We start from the raw sequence: 24,645 nt of genomic DNA on the forward strand, positions 1-24,645 counted from the left end.
CGGTTCGGTTCGGTGCGGTCGGTTGGGTGCGGTCGGAGGCTGATGGGGCGCAATTGGAGGCTGGGACGTGCAAGGTCGACAGGAGGTGTCGGCCCCAGCCCTGGCCGGGCCAGCCGATCTCAGGCGTGAATGCCTCGCCCGAGCCGCACTCCTGCACCGGCACGTCCTGTCGACCCTGCACATCCCAACCCGACCCACACTCGCATCACCCACACATCCAGCAGAAGAGCCGAAATATCCCGTCCCGGCCCACCACCTCGCGGCCCCCCGACTGCGGCTCGCCGGCGGCGGTGGTGGTGATGAAGAGACGGCGCTGACCACACTCGTCCTGCGGTGGCCCACACTCCTTCGTCGCGCCCGCTCCGCGCGCCCCACCCACCCCAGGTTGCGCGCTGTCGCGCTTCACCGGCCACACCGTGGTCCCGGACTCGGTGGTTGGTTCAGCCCCACCAGGTGGTGTGTTCGCGCACGATCGTCGCCGTACTGGGACCTGCCCGGCGTGAGCGCCGCTCAGGCTACACTCCCGTCGCGTGCAGGAGACACGACTCGACACCGGTCGGATCCGGGCGGCTCGTCGGGTGATCGACCCGGTCTTTCTCGACACTCCGTTGTACCGCTGCGAGGCTCTGGAGCCCGCCCTCGGCTGCGCGGTGAGCATCAAGCTCGAAACCGCGAACCCGGTCCGCAGTTTCAAGGCCCGCGGCACCGAGCTGGTCGCGACCCAGCTCGCAGATCGTGGTTCGCGAGCCGTGGTGTGCGCCAGCGCGGGCAACCTCGGCCAAGCTCTCGCCTGGTCCGGACGCGGACGCGGGCTCGACGTCACCGTCGTGGCATCTCGCTTCGCGACCGCGGCCAAGCTCGATCGCATTCGCGCGTTGGGCGCCAAGTTGGAGCTGGTGGACGGCGACCACGAGCTGGCTCGCGAGCGTGCGGCGGCCATCGCGCGGTACGACGGCATCCGGCTGCTCGAAGACAGCCTGGACCTCGAAACCTGCGAGGGCGCGGCAACCATCGGCATGGAACTGGTGGACGCCGCGCCGTCGTTCGACACCGTGCTGATTGCTCTCGGCGGCGGTGCGCTGGCGACCGGCGTAGGTCATGTGATGAAGGCCTTGGCGCCGGAGGTCCAGGTGATCTGCGTGCAGCCGCTGGGCGCACCGGCGTTGACACACTCGTGGCACCAACGCTGTGTGGTCACCACCGACTCGACCGACACCATCGCCGACGGCGTCGCGGGTCGGTATCCCATCCCGGCCGTCCTGGACGACCTCCTCGTGGTCGCTGACGACGCGGTCCTGGTCCGGGAGACGTCGATCATCACGGGTATGCGGCTGCTCCTCGAACACGCCGGCCTCGTCGTCGAACCGTCTGCCGCGCTCGGCATCGCGGCGATCCTCGAGGACCCCGATCGCTTCGCCGGCCGGCACGTCGTCACCATCGTGTGCGGCAGCAACGTCGACCTCGACGCCTACCACCGCTGGGTCGGCGCGACTCCCCTCCACAGACCGTGACACTCGCTCGGTCGGGTTGAGCCAACCACTGAGCCCGGGACCACGGTGTGGTCGGTGAAGCGCTGTGGTGCGCGACCTGGGTAGGTGGGAGCGCGCGGAGCAGGCGCGACGAAGGAGTGGCCGCGGGAGCAGGCGTGGGTTAGTCGGAGCCGAGGGTTTCGGTGAGTTCTTTGGCCCAGGGGAGGTTGATGGCGTCGGGGCCGAGGACCTGCATGGCTGACATGACGGTGAGGAGCATGCCGGTGGCCAGGAACTCGCGGACCTCCTCGGGCGATGCGCCGGTGAGTTCGCGGACCAGGCGGTAGATGCCGCCGAAGCGTTCACGGACGCAGTCGCCGATGGCCGGTTCGCGGCTGGCGGAGAAGCCGTGCAGGAGGACCAGCAGGAGCTCGGGCTCGGACAGCAGCCGTTTGTAGTTGCGGCCGAGGTGGTGCAGGTCGGGCGACTCCGCGGCCGCCTCGCGGAAGATCTGTTCGATCCGCTCGCAGACGGACTGGACCGCGGCGACGAACAGTTGCTGCTTGGTCCCGAACAACCGGATCACGTAGGGCTGCGAGACTCCCGCCATCCGCGCGATCTCGTCCGTCTTGGTGCCCTCGTAACCAGATGCGGCGAACGCCCGGACCGCCGCCTCCAGCACCTCCACACCCCGCTCCTTGGCGGTCAGTCGCACCTTCGTCGCCATGCGAGCTCCTCTCGTCGCTTGACATGTTATCAGCGGATGCATACTTTGGTCTCACCGAACTTGTTATCAGTCAATTACAACTAGGAGATTGAGATGTCGTCGACCGCTCTCGATGAGCCGCTGCGGACCGGGCGAACCCGCAGCTACGGGCTTGGCGCCGTTCTCGCCGCGGTGGGGATTCCCACCTTCATGGTCACGCTGGACAACCTGGTCGTGACGAACGCGCTGCCCGTGATCAAAACCGAGCTCGGCGCGTCGCTGTCCGATCTGCAGTGGTTCGTGAACGCGTACACGCTGTCCTTCGCCGCCTTGCTGCTGACGATGGCGGCCATCGGCGACCGGCTCGGCCGGCGGCGGGTGTTCCTGGCCGGGATCGCTCTGTTCACCCTGGCCTCGGCGGCCTGCGCGATGGCGACCGAGCCGTGGATGCTGATCGGGTCGCGGGCGATCCAGGGTGTCGGCGCGGCGGCCGTGATGCCGTTGTCGCTGACGTTGCTGGCCGGCGCCGTACCGGACAAGATGCGCAGTGCCGCGATCGGGATCTGGGGTGGCATCTCCGGACTCGGTGTGGCCGTTGGTCCGGTCGTCGGTGGAGCCGTCGTCGACGGCCTGAACTGGCAGTGGATCTTCTGGCTGAACGTGCCGGTCGGTGTGGTCGCCGTACTGCTCGCCGCGCGCGTTCTGACCGAGTCGAAGGGTCCGGCGAAGCGCCTGGATCTGATCGGGTTGGTCCTGGCAGCGGCCGGCGTACTGTCGATCGTCTGGGGTGTCGTGCACGGTGCCGGCGACGGCTGGACGTCGGGTAGCGTCCTGGGCTCGCTGGTCGCCGGTGTGGCGTTGCTGGCCGCGTTCGTCGGCTGGGAGCGGCGTACGGCGGCTCCGATGCTGCCGCTGCGGTTGTTCTCGGTCCGGGCGTTCAGCGTCGTGAACTTCACCTCGTTCACGTTCTCGGTGGGCGTGTTCGGCTCGGTCTTCCTGCTGGCGCAGTTCTTCCAGGTCGTGCAGGGCTACAGCCCGCTGGAGTCGGGCGTCCGGACCCTGCCGTGGACGATGGCGCCGATGGTGGTCGCACCGATCGCCGGCCTGATCGTCGACCGGGTCGGGCCGCGCCTCCTGATCACGACCGGACAGGTGCTCCTTGCCGTGGGGCTCGGCTGGCTGGCTCTGATCACGACAGCCACGACACAGTACGGCGAGATGGTCATCCCGTTCGTCCTGGCCGGTGTCGGGATGGGGCTGACCTTCGCGCCGGCGGCGAGTGTCGTGATGGCGAGTGCGTCCGACGCCGACCGTGGCGTGGCATCCGGCACGAACAACACCATCCGCGAGGTCGGTGTCGCGATGGGCGTCGCCGTCCTGGCCTCGGTCTTCGCCTCGGCCGGCTCCTACGAGTCCCCGGCCCGGTACGCCGACGGACTGGTCCCCGCGGTCTGGACCGGCGCCGCCATCGTCGCCGTCGGCGCGGTCGTCGCACTCCTCCTACCCGGCCGGAAGCGCACCGCTTAAAGTGTCGGCGTGCTCGACGCTGACGACGTACGACGGATCGCGCTGTCCTTCCCGGAGACGGTGGAGAAGCAACGGTGGGGGCACCCGACCTTCGACGTGGCCGGCCGGATGTTCATCACGGTCCCGGACGATCAGACGTCGTTCGCGGTGCGGTGCCCGCGGCTGGAGCGGGAAGAGCTGATCGCGGCGGAACCCGAGAAGTTCTGGGTTCCGCCGCACGAGGCGGGTTCGAACTGGGTTCGAGCCCGCCTCGCCGCGCTCGAGGATGCCGGCGAACTGCGCGACATCCTGCTCGACTCCTGGCGGCAGGTCGCGCCGCCGGAGCTGACCTAACTGACGTTGGCCGGTGAGGCCGCGAACGTGTTGCAGGACGCGGGATTCGCGTTGGTGAAGGACTTGCCCATGAAGCGCGCCTGGCTGGCGACGCTGCCGTGGTCGCCCTCCTCGGGCTTGTCGCCGGCGGTGACGACCCACTTCTTCCACACGCTGAGCATCAGGCCGTTGATCGGGTAGCTGCGCTTGTTCGCGGCCAGGAAGACACCGGCGAAGCAATTCGCCTGCAGTTCCATCCGGCGCGTCATCCGCATCTGGCCGGCGTAGTCGGTCTGCTCGTACCGCATCTTGCTGGATGCCTGCAGGATCCCGGTCATGTACTGCACGCTGTGCCCGTACTCGTGCGCGATCGACCGCGAATACCACATCCGGGCGTAGGCCTTGGATTCCGCGTCCGGGTACTCGTTGTAGGTCTTCACGAAGACGTCGACCTTCATGTACATCATGTGGTTGCCGGAGCAGTAGAAGGGGACGTTCACCGGTCCGTCGCCGCACGGGCTGTGGACGCTGGTGCCCGACCAGTAGAGCATCTTCGGCGCCCGGAAGGTGTAGCCCGCCTTCGCAACCAGCGGCGCCCAGGACTTGTCCAGGCAGGGCTCGATTGCGGCCCAGTACGCCGCCGCGTTGTGGGCGTTGGTCGGCCGGACGCGGGGCTCCTTGCAGTTGACCGTGCGCATCTGGCCGACCTTGTAGAGCGCGTTCTTGGCGACGATCGTCGAGTCGGACGGGCCCTGCGTGGACGTCGAGGTCGTCGTGGTCGGCTCACCGGTGGGCTCCTCGGTCGGCTCCGACGTGGTGGTCGGCTCCGGTGTGTACCGGCGCGAGCTGACCGGCGGCGTGTAGGTGTTGTCGGCGTTCTTCTTGATCACGCCGAAGGCCCACGCGCCGACGACGGCCACGCCGACGAGGCTGAGGATCGCGATCAGCGGGCCCTTGGACTTCTTCTTCGGCCGCTGCGGCTGCCAGCCCGGCTGGAACCCGTGCCCACCGGGTCCACCCGGACCGGGCGGCGGCCCGAAGTTGGGTCCCCAGCTGAATCCGGGTCCCTGCTGTGGCGCCATCGAGTGCCCGTACTGCGGTACGCCGTACTGGCCCGGCGGCGGACCGTAAGGACCAGGCGGCGGCCCCGGTGGCGGGCCAGATGGTGGACCAGGCGGCGGACCCGGCTGCTGGTACGGCGGATACGGCTGATTCTGGCCGGGCGGTCCGCCGAACGGTGTCTGGCTCAACGCCGTTCCCTTCTCGAAGCAACGCTGTACGTGGACAGCGACCGCCCACAGTATCGGCAACAAACAGGTCAGCTCAGCGGCCCCCCGCGGGGTAGGGTCGGCCAGGTGACCGAAGCCAGCATCCCGGCCAGTACGCCGAACAGCCCGATCGACCAGCTCGCCGACCGGCACCTCGAGCAGTACGTCGCTCTGTCGCCGACCGCCGCCACCTTCATGGGGATCGCGGGCCACGACCACGAACTGCCGGACTACACGCCGTCCGGGTTCGAGGCACTGGCCGAGTTGACCCGGCGGTCCGTCGCCGCAGCGCAGGCGATCGAGCCCGGCAGTCCGCGTGAGGAGGTCGCCAAGGACGCGTTCCTGGAGCGGCTCGGGCTGGAGCTCGAGCGGTTCGAGGCCGGCGTCCCGCAGCACCAGCTGAACGCGATCGCCTCGGTCCCGGCCGAGATCCGGCAGGTGTTCGACTTGATGCCGACCGCAACGGATCAGGACTGGGAGACGATCGCGATCCGGCTCAGTCAGGTCGGCACGGCCCTCGAAGGGTACCGCGACACCCTGCTCGAGCAGGCCGGCAAGGGCCGGGTGTCGGCGCTGCGCCAGGTGAACGACCTGGCCGCCCGGATCGCCAGCTGGACCGGCGCCGACGGTGACGACTTCTTCGCCGGCCTCGCCGCGCAAGCGCCGGACCACGCGGTCAAGGCGACCGTGGAGGCCGCGGCCGCGTCGGCGCGTAAGGCGTACGAGGAGTTCGGTGCCTGGCTGACCGCCGAGCTCGCGCCGCGGGCGCCGCAGCGGGACGCGTGCGGCCGCGAGGTGTACGAGCTGGCCTCGCGCGACTTCCTCGGTGCGGCGATCGACTTCGAAGAGACGTACGCCTGGGGCTGGGAGGAACTGGCCCGGATCGAGACGGACATGCAGGCGATCGCGGCCGGCCTGAACGGCGGCGACCGCAGCATCGAGGCGGCCGCCGCGCTGCTGGACGACGACCCGGGCCGCAAGATCCACGGCAAGGACGCGTTCCGGGACTGGATGCAGCAGATGTCCGACGCGGCCGTGGCCGAGCTGGGCGGCACGCACTTCGACATCCCCGCCGAGATCCGCGCGCTCGAGTGCATGATCGCGCCGACCTCGGACGGCTCGATCTACTACACGCCGCCGAGCGAGGACCTGACCACCCGGCCGGGCCGGATGTGGTGGGCGGTGCCCAACGGCGTCGAGGACTTCGCCACCTGGCGTGAGGTCACCACGGTCTACCACGAGGGTGTGCCCGGGCATCACCTCCAGTGCGCGCAGACGATGCTGCGCACGGACCTGCTGAACCGCTGGCAGCGGATCGCCTGCTGGGTCTCCGGCCACGGCGAGGGCTGGGCCTTGTACGCCGAACGCCTGATGGAGGAACTGGGTTACCTCGAGGACCCCGGCGCGCGCTTCGGCATGCTCGATGCGCAGGGGTTCCGGGCGGCCCGGGTGATCGTCGACATCGGCATGCACCTGGAGCTGGAGATCCCGCGCGACAACCCGTTCGGCTGGCATCCGGGCGAGCGGTGGAACGCCGACCTCGGGTTCGAGTTCCTGCGCGCACACTGCCGGATGGAGACCGAGTTCCTGCGGGCCGAGCTGAACCGCTATCTCGGCTGGCCCGGGCAGGCGCCGTCGTACAAGGTCGGGGAGCGGATCTGGCTGCAGGCGCGCGAGGAAGCCAAGCAGCGCAAGGGATCCGCGTTCGATCTGCGGACGTTCCACTCGGACGCGCTGAACCTGGGGTCGATCGGGCTGGACCCGCTGCGGCGGGCCCTGGCCAAGTTGTGAAGCCGCGGTTCGTCCTCGCCTCGGCCTCGCCGGCGCGGCTGCAGACGATGCGCGGCGCCGGCGTCGAGCCGGAGGTGATCGTTTCCGGTGTCGACGAGGACCACATCACCGCGGAGACCCCGGGTGAGCTCGCCCGCCTGCTGGCCACGCTGAAGGCGCGCGCCGTCGTCGCGAGCCTGGACGACCACGCGACCGTGCTCGGCTGCGACTCGGTCCTCGAGTTCGACGGTGTCGCCTACGGCAAGCCCGGTACGCCGGAGGTCGCGCGCGAACGACTCCGGTCGATGCGCGGGCGCTCCGGCGTACTGCACACCGGTCACTGCCTGATCGACACGAACTCGAAGCAGGAACTCCGCGAGCTCGCGTCCACCACCGTCCACTTCGCCGAGCTCACCGACGAGGAGATCGACGCGTACGTCGCGACCGGCGAGCCGCTCGTGGTCGCCGGTTCCTTCACCGTCGACGGTCTCGGCGGTCCCTTCGTCTCGGCCATCGAGGGCGACTACCACAACGTCGTCGGCCTCTCCCTGCCGCTGCTCCGCCGGATGCTCATCGAGGTCGGCATCTCGTGGCCCGCCCTCTGGCAGACGTCGACCCCGTTCACGTACGACGAGTCCGTGGCGGCGACGTACGACGAGACCCGCGGCGGCGCCACCCGCGCCCAGGCCGCCGCCGAGGCGGTCGACTCGCTGCTGCCGAAGGGCGGCCGCGTCCTCGAACTCGCCGTCGGCACCGGCATCGTCGGCGCCGAACTCGTTGCCCGAGGCAACCTCGTGCACGGTGTCGACCTGTCCACCGCGATGCTGCGCCAGGCGCGGATCCGGCTACCCGGTCACGTCGCGGCCGCGAGCGCGACGGAGCTCCCGATCGCTGACCGCCGCTGCGACGCGGTCGTCGCGATCTGGCTGCTGCACCTGCTCGACGACAGCGAGCCGGTCATCGCCGAGGTCGCGCGGGTGCTGCGTCCGGGCGGCGTCTTCATCACGACGACCGAGAAGTCCGACGCCGGCCGGTACGCCGACGGCCGTGTCCCGGACGAGTCCCGCGCCCAGGACGCGCTCACCCACCTCGTCGCCCAGGCCGCCCGCCACGGCCTGACCCTCGACGGCGCGACCACGTTCCCCGGCCCACTCCGCACCACCGACCAGATCCCGATCTACCCGCTGGTCCGATTCCGCCGTACCTGACGCCTTTGACCAGTGACTGGCCTGTGCCCGGCTGCGGGGTGGCTGTGCTTCGGGTGTGGGGAAACAAATGTGCTGTAGGTGACTGGAATGTTCCCCACTGCGGGGGTTGTGGCCACGGCTCTCGGGGGTGCTCAGCGGTTCCGGCTGGCGTTGTCCGCGCGCCGGAGCTCTCGATCCGGCCGTGACTTGCGGCCGAGTACCCCTAGGCGGTCAGCCCGGCCTGGGCGTCCAGTTGCTGAAGCAGGTCGTGCGCGGCCAGTTCCACGGACTTGTGGCGCCACTCGGCCGCTCGGTAGACGCAGGCGATCAGCGCGGTGCGGTGGATCCGGCGGAAATCGCCGAGCACGAAGGCATAGCGGGCCTTGGTCTCGTCGCCGGCGCCCTCGGTCAGTCCGAGGTGCCAGGCGGCGTACTCCGCCCAGCTGTGCTTGTCCAGGAACGCGTTCTGGTCGTCCGCCCGGGGCTGCACCTCACCCCAGTCGCTGTCCAGCACGTACTGCCGTGCCTCGATCAGACGCTGCGCCAGCTCGACTGCCGCCGGGTTTACCTCGTACTTGGCCATACGTCCAGTGTCACGGGTGGGCGCTGGCCCGCCAGCGGTTCGGGCCGGGATAGAGGGCGTGGCGGGCGTTGCGCCAGTACGTGGCCCAGTTGCTTGGGCGCTCGGGCTCTGCGGTGGCGGACGGAGCGGCGGCGCGGGCCGCGACGACGGCGACCAGGGCCGCGAGTTCCTCCGGTGTCGGATCGCCCTTGACCACCCGCAGTACCTGCTCGCTCATCGAGCACTCCTTTCTCGTTACGTCCGAAGAAGTGTGGCCTATAGGCCTCGGATCTTCGGACGTAATCGCCGCTAGAGGGGGATGTTGCCGTGCTTCTTGGGTGGGAGGGTGTCGCGCTTGGTGCGGAGCAGACGCAGGCCGCGGACGATCTCGGCGCGGGTCTCGCTCGGCTTGACGACGGCGTCGATGTAGCCGCGCTCGGCCGCGATGTACGGGTTCGCCAGGTGGTCCTCGTACTCCGTGATCAGCTGTTGCCGGCGGGACTCCGGGTCCTCGGCGCCGGCCAGTTCGCGCCGGTACAGGATGTTCACCGCGCCCTGTGCGCCCATCACCGCGATCTGCGCCGTCGGCCAGGCGATGTTCATGTCCGCGCCCAGGTGCTTCGAACCCATCACGTCGTACGCGCCGCCGTAGGCCTTGCGGGTGATCACGGTGATCATCGGGACGGTCGCCTCGGCGTAGGCGTAGATCAGCTTGGCGCCGCGGCGGATGATGCCGTTCCACTCCTGGTCGGTGCCGGGCAGGAAGCCCGGTACGTCGACGAAGGTCAGGATCGGCACGTTGAACGCGTCGCAGGTGCGGACGAACCGGGCCGCCTTCTCGGACGCGTCGATGTCCAGGGTGCCGGCGTACTGCATCGGCTGGTTCGCGACCACGCCGACCGGGCGGCCCTCGACCCGGCCGAAGCCGACGATGATGTTCGGCGCGAACAGCGTCTGCACCTCGAGGAACTCGCCGTCGTCGATCACCGCCTCGATCGCGGTGTGCATGTCGTACGGCTGGTTCGGCGAGTCCGGGATCAGCGTGTCCAGGGCCAGGTCGGTCTCGGTCAGCTCCAGGTCGGCCGGGGCGTCGTACACCGGCGGGTCCTCGAGGTTGTTCTGCGGGAGGTGACCGACCAGGGCCTTCACCCACTCGATCGCGTCCTCCTCGTCGCTGCCGAGGTAGTGCGCGTTGCCGGACTTGGTGTTGTGCGTCCGGGCGCCGCCGAGCTCCTCCTGGCTGACGTCCTCGCCGGTGACGGTCTTGATCACGTCAGGGCCGGTGATGAACATGTACGACGACTCGTCCACCATCACGGTGAAGTCGGTGACCGCGGGGGAGTAGACCGCGCCGCCGGCACACGGGCCCATGATCAGGGAGATCTGCGGGATCACGCCCGAGGCACGGACGTTGCGGCGGAAGATCTCGCCGTACAGGCCGAGGCTGACCACGCCCTCCTGGATCCGCGCGCCGCCGGAGTCGTTGATGCCGATCAGCGGGCAGCCGATCTTGGTGGCCAGGTCCATCACCTTGACGATCTTCTCGCCGAAGACCTCGCCCAGGCTGCCGCCGAAGACGGTGAAGTCCTGCGCGAACACGCACACCTGGCGGCCGTCGATGGTGCCGAACCCGGTCACCACGCCGTCGCCGTACGGGCGGTTGCCGTCCAGGCCGAAGCTCGTCGAGCGGTGCCTGGCGAACTCGTCCAGCTCGGAGAAGGAGCCCTCGTCCAGCAGCAGGGCGATCCGCTCCCGGGCGGTCTTCTTCCCGCGGGTGTGCTGCTTCTCCACCGCGCGCTCCGACCCGGCGTGGACGGCCTCGTCGAGCCGGTGCTCGAGGTCCGCGATCTTCCCGGCGGTGGTGTGGATGTTCACGGTCTCTCCCATAAGCGGGCAGCCTAACTGTCCGGTAGCCGTTCGCGGGCTGTGACGTCCACCGCAACGGTCCCGCTGAAACCGGGTCATCGGTAGGTTTCCGGCGTGGCGGACGCGAATGTGGTGAACCTCATCCGCAGTATCAACCACCTCGTGGTCGAGGACACCGGCACCAGGTCACTCGCGACCGGCGACCGGATCGTGGCACGTGTCACGTGGTCCGATCAGAGGCGGCTCGGCCCGCTCGCAGCCGGCCTCGACATTCCGGGCCGGCCGGCCCCGGCGCCTGGAGCGCACGACCCGCGGCCGGAGATCCGCGCGGCGCTGACCGAGGTGGTTGCCGGGTGCGCGGGTGTGCTCGAACCCCGGGAACCGGTCGCGGAGACGGCGTACGACTACGACCGCTGACCGAGCGAACCTGCTGGGTGCCACCATTGGCGGGTGGAGTACGCCGAGTTCGACGCCGAACGTCGCCGGATCGTCCATGCGTGGGGGCGTGAGATCACCGACCCGGCGCAACTGGCCGCGGCTGTCGAGCGGTTGCGTGAGCAGGCGGCGACCGTCCCCGGTGACGCGGACCGCGACCGTGCGATGCGCTACCTGACGACGCTGGACGACCTGGTCTCCGAGGCCGGGGAGCCGGAGAGCGAGCCGGTCCGGCGGGCTTCGGGCGTACTGCTCCAGGCGTCCGGGCCGGAGGGTACGCCGGCCGAGCGACGGGCTCGTGCCGAGGCCGCAATGGCCGAGATCACGCGGATCGCCGCCGCGGCCCCGACCGCCGCCGAGCGTGACGCGGTGCTGGAGATGAACGAGTCGCTGGCCGCGATCGTGGCCTCGGCGGACGCCAGGTTCGCCACTGATCCCGCGATGGCGCCGGCGGGCCGGATCGGTGCTCCGAGCACGACCCCGGCGTCTCGCACCGCCGGCTCGTCCGGGCCGAACCTGCCGGCCCGCGACCGCTGACCGTGCCGACCGAGGTCGGCACTCGCTGATGGTTCATCAAACGAATGAGAGAATAGCCGGATGGAGTACGGGGACTTCGACGTCGAGCGCCGCCGGATCGTTCGCGCCTGGGGAAGCGAGCTCACGGATCCGGACGAGCTGGCCGCGGCCGTCGAATGGCTGCGTGAACAGGCGGCGACCGTACCGGACGACGCCGACCGGGCGAAGGCGATCCGCTACCTGACGACGCTCGACGACCTGGTCACCGAAGCCCGGACCCCGGAGAGCGAGGCGGTCCGGCGGGCTTCCGACGTACTGCTGGAGGCATCGCGGCCGGACGGTACGCCGGCCGAGCGCCGCGCTCGTGCGAAGGCCGGGATGGCCGAGATCGCCCGGATCGCGGGCGCCGCTCCGACCGTCGGTGAGCGCGACGCCGCCCTGGAGATGAACGAGACCCTGGTTCAGATCATCACGATGATCGACCTGGGGTCCGGGGTGGACTGAGATGGCGGAGCGGATGGTCCGCAGCGCCGACAGCGAGGTCCCTGATCTCGGCAACGGGCTCTGGGAACGTGTCCGGGACGCGGTCTCGGCCGAGTCGGGCTCGCGTACGTCGCTCTGGAACGGGACGCTGAACTACACCACCGAGGAGACCTACCGCGGTGCGGCGTACCCCAATGGGAAGGTGGAGCTCAACCGGGAACTGGTGGTCGAGCCGCTGCAGCAGATGTATGCGACCAGGGGGCAGCCGGCCACCGAGCAGCAGTGGATCGAGCGCCGGAACGCGCTGAAGACGGTCGCGCACGAGTTCAACCATCTGGCCGGCCCGGAGGGTTTCACCCACGCCCGCTGGAATGCCGACCTGGGGCCGATGGAGTTCAGGCCGCTCGAGGAAGGCGTCACCGAGGCCTGGAGCCAGGGCCAGCTCGACCAGATCGCCGACCGCGTGCTGCCGCCGGACCTGGCTGCTCAGGTGAAGGCGGTCCGCGGGCCGCACTCGTACCCCGCGTACGAACCGGCAGCGCGCGCGTTCGCCGACCAGGTCGGCGCCGAGGCCAACCTGTCCGGCAACGAGGTGCTGAGCCGGATGGCCGGCCAGCCCCCGAGGTCGAAGGCGCGTGCGGCGGCCGACGTGCTGTTCGACCACTCGGACCTGCCCAAGCTGGTCCCCGCCGATCAGGAGGAGGCGGTCCGCCAGCAGCTCGCCACTCAGATCGACCGGGGTTTCGCGGACCTGCAGTCCATGAGTACGAGCACCGCCCCCAACCTCCGATCCATCTCCCGCAGCCGCGGCCTCGAAATCGCCGACGCCGCCTCAGACACCGTCCGAAGCACCGAGAACCACTACCGCGCCCTCCTGGAACAGCAGCAAACCCAGCAACTCCAAACCACCCGGCAACAATCCGCCACCCGCGAACAACCAACCCTGCAGTTGCCCCGCCTACAACAGCCAGGTCAACAAGCCGCCCCTCAGCACCCCGGCCAGCAGGCGGTCCCTCAACAGCAACCTGGCCAGCAGCGGCAGTTCCCGATACTGCAACCGCAGCAGGCGCCAACCCCACCGCTGCGACCACAGCAACCGCACCAGCCGCACCAGCCGGCCCAGCCGCAGCCGTGGCAACAAGCCCCCAGGCATCAGCAGCCCCCGCCATCCCAGCACCAGCCACAACAACCGGCGCCGGGCCGGTACCGGCCACAGCAGCAGGGGCCTGGGCAGTATCAGCCACAGCAACAGCCGTCCGCCTGGCAGCAGCCCACGCAGGTTCCGCCGCGTCCGCAGTACCCGCCTCGGCAGCCGCAACAACAGGCGCCGGGCCAGTACGGGCCACAGCAGCAGATGCCTGGGCAGTATCAGCCACAGCAACAGCCGTCCGCCTGGCAGCAGCCCACGCAGGCTTCGCCGCAGCCGCAAGCCCAGCAGTACTCGCAGCAAGCGCATCCGCCGCAACCGCAGGTGCAACGGCATCCGCAGCAGCCGCAGTGGCAGCAGCCGCCTGGGCAGTACCAGCCTCAGCAGGCCGCAACGCCGCAGCCTCCGCGGCCGCATGAGTCTTGGCAGCAGCCGCAGAGCCAGCAGGCTTGGCAGCAGCCGCAGAGCCAGCAGCAGTATCCGCAGCAGGCCCAAGCCCAGCCGCAGCCCCAGTGGCAGCAGGCGGCGGGGCAGTACCCGCAGCAGCCGCATCCCCAGCAGTACCCGCAACAGCCGCAGTGGCAGCAGACGCCGGGGCAGTACCAGCCACAGCAGCAGTCGCCGGCGCAGCCTCCGCGACCGCAGCAGCCTTGGCAACAGCCGCAGACCCAGCAGCCTCAGCAGCCGCAGTCCCCGCAGCAGCAATACCCGCCGCAGCCGCACGGACAGCAGCATGCGGCTGGGCAGTACCGGCCTCAGCAGGCGCAAGCTCCGCGATCGCAGGCGCGGCAGGTGTGGTGGCAGCAACCGCAGTCCCCGCAGCAGCAGCAGTACCCGCAGCAGCAGCAGTACCCGCAGCAGCAGCAGTACCCGCAGCAGCAGCAGTACCCGCAGCAGCCGCAGTCGCCGCATTACCCGCAGCAGGCTCAGCAGCAGCCGTGGTACCCGCAGGCGGGGCAGTCGGGTTCGGCTGGGCGGGGGGATGGGGGGCGGGCGTCCGATCAGGATGTGGCGGCGTTGCGGGCTGTGCTTGATCATCAGGCGCCTGCTGCCGGGGCCGCGCGAGTACCTCAGGGGCCGGCGACCGCGGCCCGACGCGGCGGGGCTCATGCGACGGAGCAGTCGACCGCCCGCACCACCGACGTCCCGAGCAGGTGACCCCAGGCGGTGGAAAGCCGGGGGAGACCGGTCAGGCCGGGCCGACGGCGAAGAGCTTGGTGAGGCGGGCGGCCAGGGCCAGGTCGCCGCGGACCGAGAGGCGCTGTTTGAGGACCGCGAGGACCGGGTCCTCGTTGCCGGTGACGACGCGCAGCAGGGTGGCGGGGTCGGTGCGGATGGAGATGTCCGCGGCCTCCGGCTGATCGGCGAGCACCGTGCAGCGGCCGTCGCGGATCCGGATCCACAGTTCGTCCACCTCGTCCGGCCGACCGTCCCCGCCCGCCCCCGTGATCTGCCAGGCGACCACAGCGTCGAACCCGGCTGCACGGGCGGGTCGGAGGTACTCCGGCATCCGGCGAAAGATCTCGCGCAACGCGACCTCTCGCACACCCCCGATGAGCCGATGCCGAAGCTCCCGCTCCGAAGTCCGGTCGACCATCCGGGCCAGCTCACTCGCGTCCAGGGTGGTGAGACCTTCGGACTCGAGCCAGCCGGCACTGCCTCGCTCGGCCATCGCGACCACCCCCGGGCAGTTCCTACCAGACCGTAGGAATTTCCTACGATCTGGTAGGTTTGTCAAGTGGTCGGGGACTTGGAGAAACGCCGCCGGGCGGCGCATCTCGGCCCGGAGCGCCGGCGCCCGATGATCCTGGACGCCGCCCTCGAGGTGTTCTCCGCGAACGGCTACGCCGGTACGACGATGCAGTCGGTGGCGGACGCGGCCGGCGTCACCAAACCCGTCGTCTACGACAGCTTCGCGAACCGCGACGAGCTGCTCCTGGCCCTGCTCGCCCGGGAAGAGCAGCATCTGGTCGCCTCGATCGTCTCCGCGCTCCCCGCCGACCCGAGTGTGGGCACCCCCGAGGAGCACGTCCTCGAGGGCCTGACCGCCTTCCTCACCACCGCGGCGAAGAACCCGCAGTCCTGGCGGATCGTCTTCGGCGCCCAGTACGGCGCCGCGCCCGCGGTGGCCGAGCGCGTCCGGGCCGCCCGTGCCTTCCTGGTCGAGGGCCTGCGGCTGACCCTCCTGCAGTCCCTGCCCGGCGTCACCGACCCGGATGCGAACCTGCCGGTCCTGGCCGAGTTGCTCGCCTCGATGACCGAGGCCTGCGCCCGGATGCTCGTCGTCGACGGCACCGAGCGCACCCCAGTGGAACTGGCCAAGGTCGTCTCCCAGGTCGTCGGCGGCGGCTTCGGCAACGTCTGATCGCCGAGTGGGGAGGATCCTGCACCCGATTCGGGCACACCCGATTCGGGCAGGGATCCTCCCCAGCCCCGCCGTACTGTGCAGTAGCTGAGCGCACGGTCACGATCGGGCTTCCAGCTGGCGGACTCTGCGGCGATGACGGGTCCGCCCCGATAGGGTGGGCGAACGTGACCGAGACCGGTAGTGAGACCCGTACCCGCGCGCGGTTCGAGGTGCCCGAAGAACTTCGGGCCGACGTCCGCCTGCTCGGCGAGCTTCTCGGCAAGGTGCTGGTCGAGTACGCCGGACAACCGCTGCTCGACGACGTCGAGAAGCTCCGGGAGCTGACCATCGCCGGCGACGGGGCGGCGGCCGAGCAGCTCGTCGCTTCCTGGCCGCACGAGCGGGCCGAGGACGTCGCGCGCGCGTTCACCTGCTACTTCCACCTGACCAACCTCAGCGAGGAACTGCACCGCGCCCGGGTACTGCGCGCGCGGGACCGGTCCGGCGACGCCCCCGCCGTGTCCGAGCTGGCCCAAGCGGTCGAGCAGATCGCCACCGACAGCGGCGAGCAGCAGGCCCGCGCGCTGCTCAACGGGCTCGAGTTCCGCCCGGTGCTGACCGCGCACCCGACCGAGGCCCGGCGCCGCGCCGTCCTGGCGACGATCCGGCGCATCTCGTCGCTGCTGGACGAGCGCGGCGACCCACGGACCGGCGACAGCGAGCTGGCGGAGAACCGCCGCCGCCTGATCGAGCAGGTCGACATCCTCTGGCGTACGTCGCAGCTCCGCACCAGCCGGCCGTCGCCGCTGGACGAGGTCCGGTCCGCGATGGCCGTGTTCGAGGAGACGCTCTTCGATGTCGTCGGCAACGTCTACCGGCGGCTGGACGACGCGCTGGCCGGCGACGCAGCCGGGGTGAAGCAGCCGGTGGTGGCGCCGTTCGTCCGGCTCGGCTCGTGGATCGGCGGCGACCGCGACGGCAACCCGAACGTCACCGCCGCGATCACCCGCGAGGCCATGCAGATCCAGGCCGACCACGTCCTGCGGGCTCTCGAACAGGCCACCGAAGTCCTCGGCCGGGCGCTCACCCTGGACGCGGCGACCACTCCGCCGTCCGCACCGGTCCGCCGCATCCTAGAGGACGCGCGGGCGGTCAACCCGGAGCTGATCGCGGACATCGAGGCCCGTTCGCCCGCTGAGCCGCACCGGCAGCTCCTGCTCCTCGCCGCGCGCCGGCTCGCCGCGACCCGGGCTCGCGACGCGGACTTCGGCTACCCGCGGGCTTCCGACTTCCTCCACGAGCTCAAGGTCCTGCAGGACTCCCTGGTGACCGCAGGTGCACTACGCCAGGCGTACGGCGAGCTTCAGCAGCTCATCTGGCAGGTGAACTCGTTCGGCTTCCATCTGGCCGAGTTGGAGGTCCGTCAGCACTCCTCGGTCCACACCAAGGCGCTAGAAGAGGTGCTCGGCGGCGGCGAGCTTTCCGACCAGACCGAGGAGGTGCTGGCGACGCTGCGGGTGATCGGTCAGATCCAGCAGCGCTTCGGCCCCGAGGCCTGCCGTCGGTACGTCGTTTCGTTCACACGCAACGCCGGTGACCTCGCAGCCGTCTACGAGTTGGCGGATGCCGCACTGGACGGGCGTCCGATCGAGCTGGACGTCGTACCGCTGTTCGAAACCGGTGAAGACCTGCAGAACTCGGTGGAGGTGCTGGACAACGCGATCCAGCTCACCCGGGTCCGGCACCGGCTCACCGCCAACGACCGGCGCTTCGAGGTCATGCTCGGGTACTCCGACTCCGCCAAGGACGTCGGTCCCGTGTCGGCGACGCTGGCCCTGTACGACGCTCAGGCGCGGATCACCGCGTGGGCACAGCGCAATGCGATCCGGCTGACCCTGTTCCACGGTCGGGGTGGCGCCCTGGGTCGTGGCGGTGGCCCGGCGAACCGCGCCGTACTGGCTCAGGCTCCTGGGTCGGTGGCCGGGCGCTTCAAGCTCACCGAGCAGGGTGAGGCGATCCCGGCGCGCTATGGCAACGCGGCGATCGCACAGCGGCACATCGAGCAGGTGACCGCGGCGACCTTGCTGGCGTCCACGCCGGCTGTCGAGGAGCGGGCTGCCGCGGCGGCCGATCGGTTCTCCGTGGTGGAGAAGACCCTCGACGAGGCAGCGCGTACGGCGTACCACCGGTTGGTGAAGGCGGATGGCTTCGCGGAGTGGTTCGGCCGGGTGACTCCGCTGGAGGAGCTCGGTCAGCTGCCGCTCGGGTCGCGGCCCGCCCGGCGTGGGGTGGCGGTGTCGTCGCTGGAGGACCTGCGCGCGATCCCGTGGGTGTTCGCCTGGTCGCAGGCCCGTGTGAACGCCCCCGGCTGGTACGGCCTCGGCTCGGCGCTCTCGGCTGTCGGGGATGTCGCCGTACTGCGAGACGCCAACCAGAACTGGCCGCTGTTCCAGGTGATGCTGGAGAACGCCGAGATGTCGCTGGCGAAGACGGACCGGCGCATCCTGAGCCGCTATCTGGAGTTGGGCGATCGGCCGGACCTGTCGCAGTTGATGCTCGACGAGCACGCACTCACCACGGAGTGGGTGCTCAAGGTGCTCGACCAGGACCGGCTGCTAGCTGGGCGGCGCGTGCTGGGCCGAGCCGTCGAGCTGCGGAACCCGTACGTCGACGCTCTCAGCTACCTGCAGTTGCGGGCGCTGCGGACGCTGCGCACCGATGACTCGGTGGACGAGGAGCAGATCGTCCGCCAGCGGCGGCTGCTGTTGCTGACCGTCTCGGGTGTCGCCGCCGGCCTGCAGAACACCGGCTGATGTTCAGCGACCTGGACCGGCCGCCACTCGACGCACGGTTCCTGCGAGGGCGCCTGGTACGTCCCGGCTCGCTGTGGACGCAGATCGACGTACTCGCGGAGACACCGTCGACCAATGCGGTCGTGGCGGCTGCGGCGGCTGACGGGGCGGCCGAGGGGTTGGTGGTGGCTGCTGAGTTGCAGTCATCCGGTCGCGGGCGGCTGGGGCGGACGTGGACCACTCCGGCGCGCTCTGCCCTGCTGATGTCCGCGTTGCTGCGTCCGACAGCTGTGGCTGCGGCTCGGTGGCCGTGGCTGGGTCTCCTGGTCCCGTTGGCGGTGGCCGCCGCCGTACGGCAGGTGGGGGAGATCCCGGCTCTCGTGAAGTGGCCGAACGACGTACTTGTCGAGGACCGGAAGCTGGCGGGCATTCTGCTCGAGCGCGTGGAGGGGCCGGCCGCTGTGGTCGGTATCGGCCTCAACGTGACCCTGCGCGAGGCCGAGAAGCCACATCCCGCGGCGACCTCGATGGCCCTCGAAAAGGCGGCCACGACCGATCGGGCCACTGTGCTGAGCGCCGTACTGCGGGAGCTCGCCACGCGCTACCTCGCGTGGGTCGAGGCGGACGGTGACCCGGCCACGATCCTCCCGGAGTACCGCGAGCTGTCCGCCACGCTGGGCCGCGCCGTTCGGGTAGAGCTGCCCGACGGCACCTTCCTCGAAGGCACTGCCCGCGACCTGGCCGACGACGGCCGGCTGATCGTCGACACCGCCGACGGTCCGCGCCCGTTGGCGGCGGGCGACGTGACCCACCTACGCGCGTCCTGACACCGCACCGATCGTCCGCCCGTGGTCGGGGCGGTAGTCGACGACGATCCGGTTGCCGGCCCGGACCGAGCCGGCGGACAGCACCTTGAGGTAGGCCCCGACCCGGCCCGTCGCCACGAACCGATGGTGGAACTTCGGGATGCCCATCCGGGCCGCCAGATTCCCGCACGGCGTGCGCGGGCTCCGGACCTCGACCAGGATGCCGGTCTTCGGTCCGCCGATCCGCCAGCGTTCGCCGATCAGGGCGTTGGTGATGTCCAGGCCGCGGGTGGTCAGATTCTCGCCGAACAGCCCCGGTGTGATGTCGCGGTCCAGCTCGGTCGACCACCAGGCGGCGTCCTCCTCGGCGTACGCGTAGAGCGCTTTGTCCGGCCCGCCGTGGTACCGGGTGTCGCACTGCCGGTCGCCGGTCAGGCCGAGCTCGTCGACGGCGACCAGGCCGCTCACCGGGCGCTTGTCGATCGCGGTCCAGCGGGTCGGTCCGCGGATGAGTTCGTGGACGACGTTGACCGCGACCAGCCGGGCGGGCATCAGGTTGTCCGGGTGATCCAGCGGATGGGGTCGCCGCTGTCGAGGTCGTCGCAGCCGGCGTCGTGCAGAGCACCGGCGACGAGCGTACGGCGGTACGACGCGAACGTGATGACGTGCGCGATCATCGCGCCGGCGGTGTAGACCTCGACCGATTCGCCGGGGCAGACGATGAGTTCGTCGAGACGGTTCTGGGCGCAGAGCTCACCGACCTCGGCCGCGAACGCCGGGCCGACCTCGTCGAGACGTCGCCGCATGCTCTGGACACTTTCGCCTTGCTCCACAGAGAAGTCGTACTCCTGCCCGGCAAGCGCCGCGTGCCACATTCCCAGCTGACCGATCAGGCGGGACAGCAGCGAGCGCAGGGTCGGGTCGGCGTCGATGCCCTCGACGGAGATCTCGATCCGAGTGTCCAGTTGGTCGTCGGTCAGCGTCGACGCCTGGTCGCACATCTGGCCGAGCAGCCAGACGTGGTGGTCGACCATCGTGCGGAGAAGATCCATGGAGGTCACCTTGTCCCTGGCCGGCACCCGCAGGCCGTTCGGTGGGTGGAAGTGGATGCCACTCGGCGCGTCGATCCGGATCCGGTCCGGACGACCCCGCCAGGCCGCCGGCGCGACGCCGTACGCCCGGCTGAAGGCGCGCGTGAACGCCTCGTGGGATCCGTAGCCGGCCTCGACTGCGACGTCGAGGATGTGGCCCGGCGCGGTCAGCAGCCGGTACGCGGACCGCTCCAGCAGGATCCGGCGCCGGAACGCGCCTGGTCGCTCGCCCGCCGCGGCCGTCACCACCCGGTCGAGCTGCGACCGGGACAGCTGGACCCGCGCGGCCAGATCGATCCCGGTCGCCTCGTGATCGTCCAGCGCATCCGCCAGCACGTCGACGAAGGCGGCGAACACGTCAGTCATAGGACCATCGTGCCGCCGCCAGGCTCGCCGTGCTTGATCGTTTTCGCCTAACTGGTGAAGATCTTCGCCGCGGTGATCAGGGTTTCGATGACGCCGTACCCGAGGAGGACGGCGACGAGGAGCCAGGAGATCACCAGGCGTACGGACTGACTCATCGCGCGGCCTCCAGCGTGGACTCGGACTTCTCGTGGAACCGGTCGGACACCTGACGGATCAGCAGGTTGGCGACGAGGCCGACGGCCAGGACGCCGACCATCGTGAACAGCGCCGGCCGGTACGCCGCGGCCGTCAGCGTGCCGGGCTTGCCCTCCTTGTCCAGGAAGCCGTTCACGATCAGCGGCCCGGCGATGCCCGCCGCCGACCACGCGGTCAGCAGCCGGCCATGGATCGCGCCCACCTGGAAGCCGCCGAACAGATCCCGCAGGTACGCCGGAACCGTCGCGAACCCACCGCCGTAGAACGAGATGATCACCGCGGCCAGCAGCACGAAGATCGCGGTGTTGTTGTGCCCGACCGTGGCGAGCAGGAAGTAGGCGATGATGCCGATGCCCAGATAGATCGTGTACATGGGCTTGCGGCCGATCACGTCCGACGTGCTGGACCAGCCGAACCGGCCGGCCATGTTGAAGATCGACAGCAGGCCGACGAACCCGGCCGCCGCCGCGACCGCGACGCTGGACTTGCCGTCCGCGCCGCGGAAGAAGTCCTGGATCATCGGGCTGGCCTGCTCGAGGATGCCGATTCCTGCGGTGACGTTGCAGAACAGGACCACCCACAGCAGCCAGAACTGCGGGGTCTTGATCGCGTTCGCGGCCGAGACATTGGCCGTGGTCATCAGTGGCTTCTGCTTGACCGTCGCCGGATCGAACCCCTCCGGCGCCCAGCCCTCGGCGGGCACCCGGATGTTGAACACCCCGAACATCATGATCGCGAAGTAGACGATGCCGAGGGTGAGGAACAGCCCGACCAGGGCACCGCCGCCGGCCACCGAGGAACTGACGTCCGGGTCGTACGCGGAGTCGTACTGGCTCAGCAGCTGGCGGGACAACGGGCTATGCATTTTGTGAAGGCTTCAACCATCGTGTCGCGGGGGGACAACCGAACCCGGGAACTGTGACACTGGGGGCATGGCGATCTCGGCGAAGTTGTTGGGTGAGGACGAGTACGTCGTCGTCAGCACCCGGACGCACTGGAAGGCGCTGATCTTCCCGGTGTTCCTGCTGCTGCTGGTGGCGGGGCTGGGCGGTTTCCTGGCCGCGATCGTGCCGTCCGGATCCCTGCAGACGCCGGGCCGGATCGCGATTCTCGCGGTCGGCGTGGTGATCCTGGCGGCCTTTGCGCTGAAGCCGTTCCTGAACTGGTTCTTCTCGACGTACACGGTGACGAATCGCCGGCTGATCACCCGGCACGGCATCCTCACCCGGACCGGGCGGGACATCCCGCTGATGCGGATCAACGACGTGTCCTACGAGCACGGCCTGATCGACCGGATCCTCGGCTGCGGGACCCTGCACATCGAGTCCGCCGGCGAGCGTGGCCAGGTCGTCCTGCCCGACGTACCGCATGTCGAGCACGTTCACCTGCAGATGTCCGACCTGCTCTTCGGCGGTCCGGAGGGCCGGCCCGGTGACGGCATCCTCGCCGAAGAGGAGCCGCCGGACCACATGCGCCGCCGCGCCGAGCCGAAGCAGCAACCGCAGCCTGGCCCGGACGACGGCCAGACGCTGTTCAGCTCAGACGACAACGACCGCTAGAGCCTGTCGGTCAGAAGATCTCGATGGTGAGCGGGGCGACCGGCCAGACGAAGGCCGCCGTGGCGGTGGTCAGGGCGCCTGGGGTGTGTTCGGTGACGCGGCCGGTGGCGGCGAATTCGGCGAGGGGGCGGCCGCCGAGGTAGGCCGCGCCGAGTTCGGTCACGGCGAGACTCAGGTCGGCGGGATCCTCGGTGCGTTCACAATGCACCTCGGCGCCGTCGGCGGTCAGGCGGAAGCGCCCGGCGTTCGCCGGGATCAGGTCGTCGGTCAGGTCGAACACGAGGTCCACGGCGACGGCGTACCGACGCTGTTCGAGGGCTCGGACGACGTCCGTCACACGGAGCCAGAGGGACTCGTTCACTCGCCGGTTGAGCGCGGTCGGGGTGCTGACGAGTTGCTGGATCGGCTCGTCGATGGCGGCGTACCCGAATCCGAGGGTGGCGGCCAGGTCCAGTGTCAGCAGGTGGTGCCACAGCGCGCCGTACGCGGCCGGGTTGATCGCGACCAGCTCTTCGAGCAGCACCTCGTTGGCCGGACCGGTCACGGTCCAGTTCATCTTGCCGCGCCACAGCGCGTACCCGTCCACGGCGCCGGTCTCGTCACGGTGGACCAGGATCTGGCGGGCGGTCCGTCCGTCGCGATCGTCCTTCTTGTCCTCGAGGTGCTTCTGCCATTCGAGCTCCGAGCGACCGGAGACGCCCGGTCGCCGTTCCTGCATGCTCCGCAGGAGTGGCGCGAGCTCCTTCAGCGCGGCGTCCGCGGCCAGCTCGCTCACCTCGCCCGGACGAAGTCTGACGTCGGGCGGTCCGACCCGGTGCAAGTCGATCTCGTACGACGTTCCCCATGCGGCAGCGCCGTACCCGAATCGCCCGTAGATGCCGGGCTCGCTGGCCCAGAGCACTGCGATCGCCTCCGGCACCTCACGCAGCTGCCGGGTGATCAACTCGGACATGACACCGCGCCGCCGATGAGTCGCCCGGACGCCGACCCCGGTCACGTGCGCCGCGGGCACCACGGCACCCGGCACGGACAGATCGCGGGTCAACGCCCGCGTGGTGCCGATGATCTCCGGGCCGTCGGTCGCCACCAGCGCCCGGTCGGGTTCGAACAGTCTCCGGCGCAGGTCATCGGGCGACGGCTCGAACATCATCGCCCCGCCGAACAGGGCAGCTACCTCTTCGTAGTCCTCGGACACGGCCGGACGAACGGCGAACTCGGTCACGCCCGCATCTTCACACGTCCAGTTGGCATAACCAACGTCCTCCACCGAGCATCTGGTCAGGTAGACACAAGGGACGGTGCACGATGAGGAACCTCCTCGGAACGACAACAGCAGCTTTGCTCGTGGCGGCCGGCTTGATCCCCGGGACGGCCGCCGCCACGCCGAGCGCAGCTGCATCGCCAAGCGCGGCGTCGGCGGGGGGCTGCCCGGTGGCGGTGGGGTCGGTGACGGCCGGGGGTGACCACAAGGAGCAGGGCGCGTTCGCGGCAACGCCGCCCACGGCCTCGGCCGGCGTCATCCTGGGGCGCGGTGTGTACCCCGATGGAGCAGTCCGGATCAGCTCCTCGATGTCGCTGGGCGATGACGGGATCAGCGTCGTCTTCGTGTCGGGCTACAGCGTCCTGGGGGATGCGCTGTATGTCGCCAGCTACTCGGCCGGGGACGACGCCGTCATCGACGGTGGGGTGAGGCGGATCGGTGGCGGCTGGGGGACCTTCGTCGCCCTCGACACGACCGCGTACGCCGACACGGTGGTTCGGCGAACCAACGCATACGGACTCCGCAACGACGGCACGCTGTTCCGCTGGTCCGTCGACAGCAACGGCGTCTGGCGGAACAAGGTCTCGGCCGCCGGCTTCGCCGCCGTGAAGTCGATGACGCTGATCAGCACCACCAAGACCTACGACACGTTCCTCGCGAACACCCGGGGTGGTGCGCTGTACACGATCCACATCCCGGCCGGCGCGCCGATGAAACCGATCGTGAAGCAGGTGCGGAGTAAGACCTGGCAGGGCTTCGAAACGCTGATCGCGCAGAAGTGTGGCCAGTACGGCACCCTGCTGCTCGGCATCGACCGGGACACCCACACCGGCAACCTGTACGCCGTCGGCCATGCCACCGGCGCGACCACGGTCATCCAGTCACTCGGCAAGGTCCCGAGCACCTTCGCCGACCCGGTCTACTTCCACTGGTCGGACGGCAATGCCGGCAGCACGCCGCCGTTCGGAGAGTGACGAGGA

25 protein-coding genes are annotated in these 24,645 nt (G+C 69.9%); 14 read left to right on the forward strand and 11 right to left on the reverse strand.

Annotated features, from left to right (window positions below; all coding sequences use genetic code 11):
- The first annotated feature begins 530 nt into the window (after window positions 1–530).
- Window positions 531–1,511, forward strand: a complete 981-nt coding sequence (locus tag OG555_RS20705; protein WP_329484563.1) for a threonine ammonia-lyase — start codon at window positions 531–533, stop codon at window positions 1,509–1,511.
- Window positions 1,512–1,650: 139 nt separating this feature from the next.
- On the opposite strand, the gene OG555_RS20710 is transcribed toward OG555_RS20705, so the two are convergent.
- Window positions 1,651–2,196 carry a TetR/AcrR family transcriptional regulator gene (locus tag OG555_RS20710; protein WP_329484564.1) on the reverse strand — a complete coding sequence of 182 codons (546 nt, stop codon included), beginning with the start codon at window positions 2,194–2,196 and terminating at the stop codon, window positions 1,651–1,653.
- Between the two features lie 93 nt (window positions 2,197–2,289).
- Here OG555_RS20710 and OG555_RS20715 point away from each other — a divergent pair, with 93 nt between their 5' ends.
- Both OG555_RS20715 and OG555_RS20720 read left to right on the forward strand, forming a co-directional pair.
- Window positions 2,290–3,702, forward strand: coding sequence for an MFS transporter (locus tag OG555_RS20715; RefSeq protein ID WP_329484565.1), 1,413 nt, complete (start codon window positions 2,290–2,292; stop codon window positions 3,700–3,702).
- A gap of 9 nt (window positions 3,703–3,711) precedes the next feature.
- Window positions 3,712–4,035, forward strand: coding sequence for an MmcQ/YjbR family DNA-binding protein (locus OG555_RS20720; RefSeq protein ID WP_328523738.1), 324 nt, complete (start codon window positions 3,712–3,714; stop codon window positions 4,033–4,035).
- Here OG555_RS20720 and OG555_RS20725 read toward each other — a convergent pair.
- The gene (locus OG555_RS20725; RefSeq protein ID WP_329484566.1) at window positions 4,032–5,264 is read right to left on the reverse strand and encodes a neutral zinc metallopeptidase; all 1,233 of its coding nucleotides are present in this window, start codon (window positions 5,262–5,264) and stop codon (window positions 4,032–4,034) included. The two genes, OG555_RS20720 and OG555_RS20725, sit on opposite strands and share 4 nt — an antisense overlap.
- 105 nt (window positions 5,265–5,369) lie before the next feature.
- On the opposite strand from OG555_RS20725, the gene OG555_RS20730 reads away from it, so the two are divergent.
- Both OG555_RS20730 and OG555_RS20735 read left to right on the forward strand, forming a co-directional pair.
- Entirely contained in the window at window positions 5,370–7,073 is a 1,704-nt protein-coding gene (locus tag OG555_RS20730; protein ID WP_329484567.1) for a DUF885 domain-containing protein, read from the forward strand.
- Window positions 7,070–8,260 carry a Maf family nucleotide pyrophosphatase gene (locus OG555_RS20735; protein WP_329484569.1) on the forward strand — a complete coding sequence of 397 codons (1,191 nt, stop codon included), beginning with the start codon at window positions 7,070–7,072 and terminating at the stop codon, window positions 8,258–8,260. The genes OG555_RS20730 and OG555_RS20735 overlap by 4 nt, the downstream gene beginning before the upstream one ends.
- Before the next feature lie 202 nt (window positions 8,261–8,462).
- On the opposite strand, the gene OG555_RS20740 is transcribed toward OG555_RS20735, so the two are convergent.
- The 3 genes from OG555_RS20740 to OG555_RS20750 form a co-directional block, all read right to left on the reverse strand.
- Complete coding sequence (locus OG555_RS20740; protein ID WP_329484570.1) at window positions 8,463–8,822, reverse strand: hypothetical protein; 360 nt, start codon at window positions 8,820–8,822, stop codon at window positions 8,463–8,465.
- A 10-nt stretch (window positions 8,823–8,832) separates the two neighbouring features.
- On the reverse strand, window positions 8,833–9,039 hold the full coding sequence (locus tag OG555_RS20745) for an acyl-CoA carboxylase subunit epsilon (protein WP_329484571.1): 207 nt from the start codon (window positions 9,037–9,039) through the stop codon (window positions 8,833–8,835).
- Window positions 9,040–9,110: 71 nt separating this feature from the next.
- The gene (locus OG555_RS20750) at window positions 9,111–10,688 is read right to left on the reverse strand and encodes an acyl-CoA carboxylase subunit beta (protein WP_329484572.1); all 1,578 of its coding nucleotides are present in this window, start codon (window positions 10,686–10,688) and stop codon (window positions 9,111–9,113) included.
- 93 nt (window positions 10,689–10,781) lie between these two features.
- Here OG555_RS20750 and OG555_RS20755 point away from each other — a divergent pair, with 93 nt between their 5' ends.
- The 4 genes from OG555_RS20755 to OG555_RS20770 are packed head-to-tail and all read left to right on the forward strand — an operon-like array spanning window position 10,782 to window position 14,406.
- On the forward strand, window positions 10,782–11,084 hold the full coding sequence (locus tag OG555_RS20755) for a hypothetical protein (protein ID WP_329484573.1): 303 nt from the start codon (window positions 10,782–10,784) through the stop codon (window positions 11,082–11,084).
- Window positions 11,085–11,117: 33 nt separating this feature from the next.
- On the forward strand, window positions 11,118–11,639 hold the full coding sequence (locus tag OG555_RS20760; protein ID WP_329484574.1) for a hypothetical protein: 522 nt from the start codon (window positions 11,118–11,120) through the stop codon (window positions 11,637–11,639).
- A gap of 60 nt (window positions 11,640–11,699) precedes the next feature.
- Complete coding sequence (locus tag OG555_RS20765) at window positions 11,700–12,122, forward strand: hypothetical protein (protein ID WP_329484575.1); 423 nt, start codon at window positions 11,700–11,702, stop codon at window positions 12,120–12,122.
- Between the two features lies 1 nt (window position 12,123).
- Window positions 12,124–14,406, forward strand: coding sequence for a hypothetical protein (locus OG555_RS20770; RefSeq protein ID WP_329484576.1), 2,283 nt, complete (start codon window positions 12,124–12,126; stop codon window positions 14,404–14,406).
- 31 nt (window positions 14,407–14,437) lie between these two features.
- Here OG555_RS20770 and OG555_RS20775 read toward each other — a convergent pair whose 3' ends face one another.
- Window positions 14,438–14,920: an SCP2 sterol-binding domain-containing protein gene (locus OG555_RS20775; RefSeq protein WP_329484577.1), complete on the reverse strand. Its 483-nt coding sequence runs from the start codon at window positions 14,918–14,920 to the stop codon at window positions 14,438–14,440.
- 66 nt (window positions 14,921–14,986) lie between these two features.
- Here OG555_RS20775 and OG555_RS20780 point away from each other — a divergent pair, with 66 nt between their 5' ends.
- The 3 genes from OG555_RS20780 (at window position 14,987) to OG555_RS20790 (ending at window position 19,214) form a co-directional block, all read left to right on the forward strand.
- Complete coding sequence (locus tag OG555_RS20780; RefSeq protein ID WP_329484578.1) at window positions 14,987–15,613, forward strand: TetR/AcrR family transcriptional regulator; 627 nt, start codon at window positions 14,987–14,989, stop codon at window positions 15,611–15,613.
- Window positions 15,614–15,780: 167 nt separating this feature from the next.
- Window positions 15,781–18,408: a phosphoenolpyruvate carboxylase gene (locus OG555_RS20785; protein ID WP_329484580.1), complete on the forward strand. Its 2,628-nt coding sequence runs from the start codon at window positions 15,781–15,783 to the stop codon at window positions 18,406–18,408.
- The gene (locus tag OG555_RS20790; RefSeq protein ID WP_329484581.1) at window positions 18,408–19,214 is read left to right on the forward strand and encodes a biotin--[acetyl-CoA-carboxylase] ligase; all 807 of its coding nucleotides are present in this window, start codon (window positions 18,408–18,410) and stop codon (window positions 19,212–19,214) included. Before OG555_RS20785 ends, OG555_RS20790 begins: the two co-directional genes overlap by 1 nt.
- Here OG555_RS20790 and OG555_RS20795 read toward each other — a convergent pair.
- The 4 genes from OG555_RS20795 to OG555_RS20805 are packed head-to-tail and all read right to left on the reverse strand — an operon-like array spanning window position 19,200 to window position 21,710.
- Window positions 19,200–19,745 carry an MOSC domain-containing protein gene (locus tag OG555_RS20795; protein ID WP_329484582.1) on the reverse strand — a complete coding sequence of 182 codons (546 nt, stop codon included), beginning with the start codon at window positions 19,743–19,745 and terminating at the stop codon, window positions 19,200–19,202. The genes OG555_RS20790 and OG555_RS20795 overlap by 15 nt on opposite strands.
- Window positions 19,745–20,650, reverse strand: coding sequence for a helix-turn-helix domain-containing protein (locus OG555_RS20800; RefSeq protein WP_329484583.1), 906 nt, complete (start codon window positions 20,648–20,650; stop codon window positions 19,745–19,747). The genes OG555_RS20795 and OG555_RS20800 overlap by 1 nt, the downstream gene beginning before the upstream one ends.
- A 47-nt stretch (window positions 20,651–20,697) precedes the next feature.
- Entirely contained in the window at window positions 20,698–20,805 is a 108-nt protein-coding gene (locus OG555_RS42890; RefSeq protein ID WP_442914511.1) for an MFS transporter small subunit, read from the reverse strand.
- Window positions 20,802–21,710, reverse strand: coding sequence for an MFS transporter (locus OG555_RS20805; protein ID WP_329484584.1), 909 nt, complete (start codon window positions 21,708–21,710; stop codon window positions 20,802–20,804). Before OG555_RS20805 ends, OG555_RS42890 begins: the two co-directional genes overlap by 4 nt.
- A gap of 67 nt (window positions 21,711–21,777) precedes the next feature.
- On the opposite strand from OG555_RS20805, the gene OG555_RS20810 reads away from it, so the two are divergent.
- On the forward strand, window positions 21,778–22,404 hold the full coding sequence (locus OG555_RS20810) for a PH domain-containing protein (protein ID WP_329484585.1): 627 nt from the start codon (window positions 21,778–21,780) through the stop codon (window positions 22,402–22,404).
- 10 nt (window positions 22,405–22,414) lie between these two features.
- Here OG555_RS20810 and OG555_RS20815 read toward each other — a convergent pair whose 3' ends face one another.
- Window positions 22,415–23,626 carry a GNAT family N-acetyltransferase gene (locus OG555_RS20815; RefSeq protein ID WP_329484586.1) on the reverse strand — a complete coding sequence of 404 codons (1,212 nt, stop codon included), beginning with the start codon at window positions 23,624–23,626 and terminating at the stop codon, window positions 22,415–22,417.
- Between the two features lie 224 nt (window positions 23,627–23,850).
- Between OG555_RS20815 and OG555_RS20820 the strand changes: the two genes are divergently transcribed.
- A complete protein-coding gene (locus tag OG555_RS20820; protein ID WP_329484587.1) occupies window positions 23,851–24,639 on the forward strand; it encodes a hypothetical protein in 789 nt (262 codons plus the stop codon).
- Window positions 24,640–24,645 lie beyond the last annotated feature (6 nt).

It is taken from the genome of Kribbella sp. NBC_01484, from assembly GCF_036227145.1.
Taxonomy (GTDB): domain Bacteria; phylum Actinomycetota; class Actinomycetes; order Propionibacteriales; family Kribbellaceae; genus Kribbella.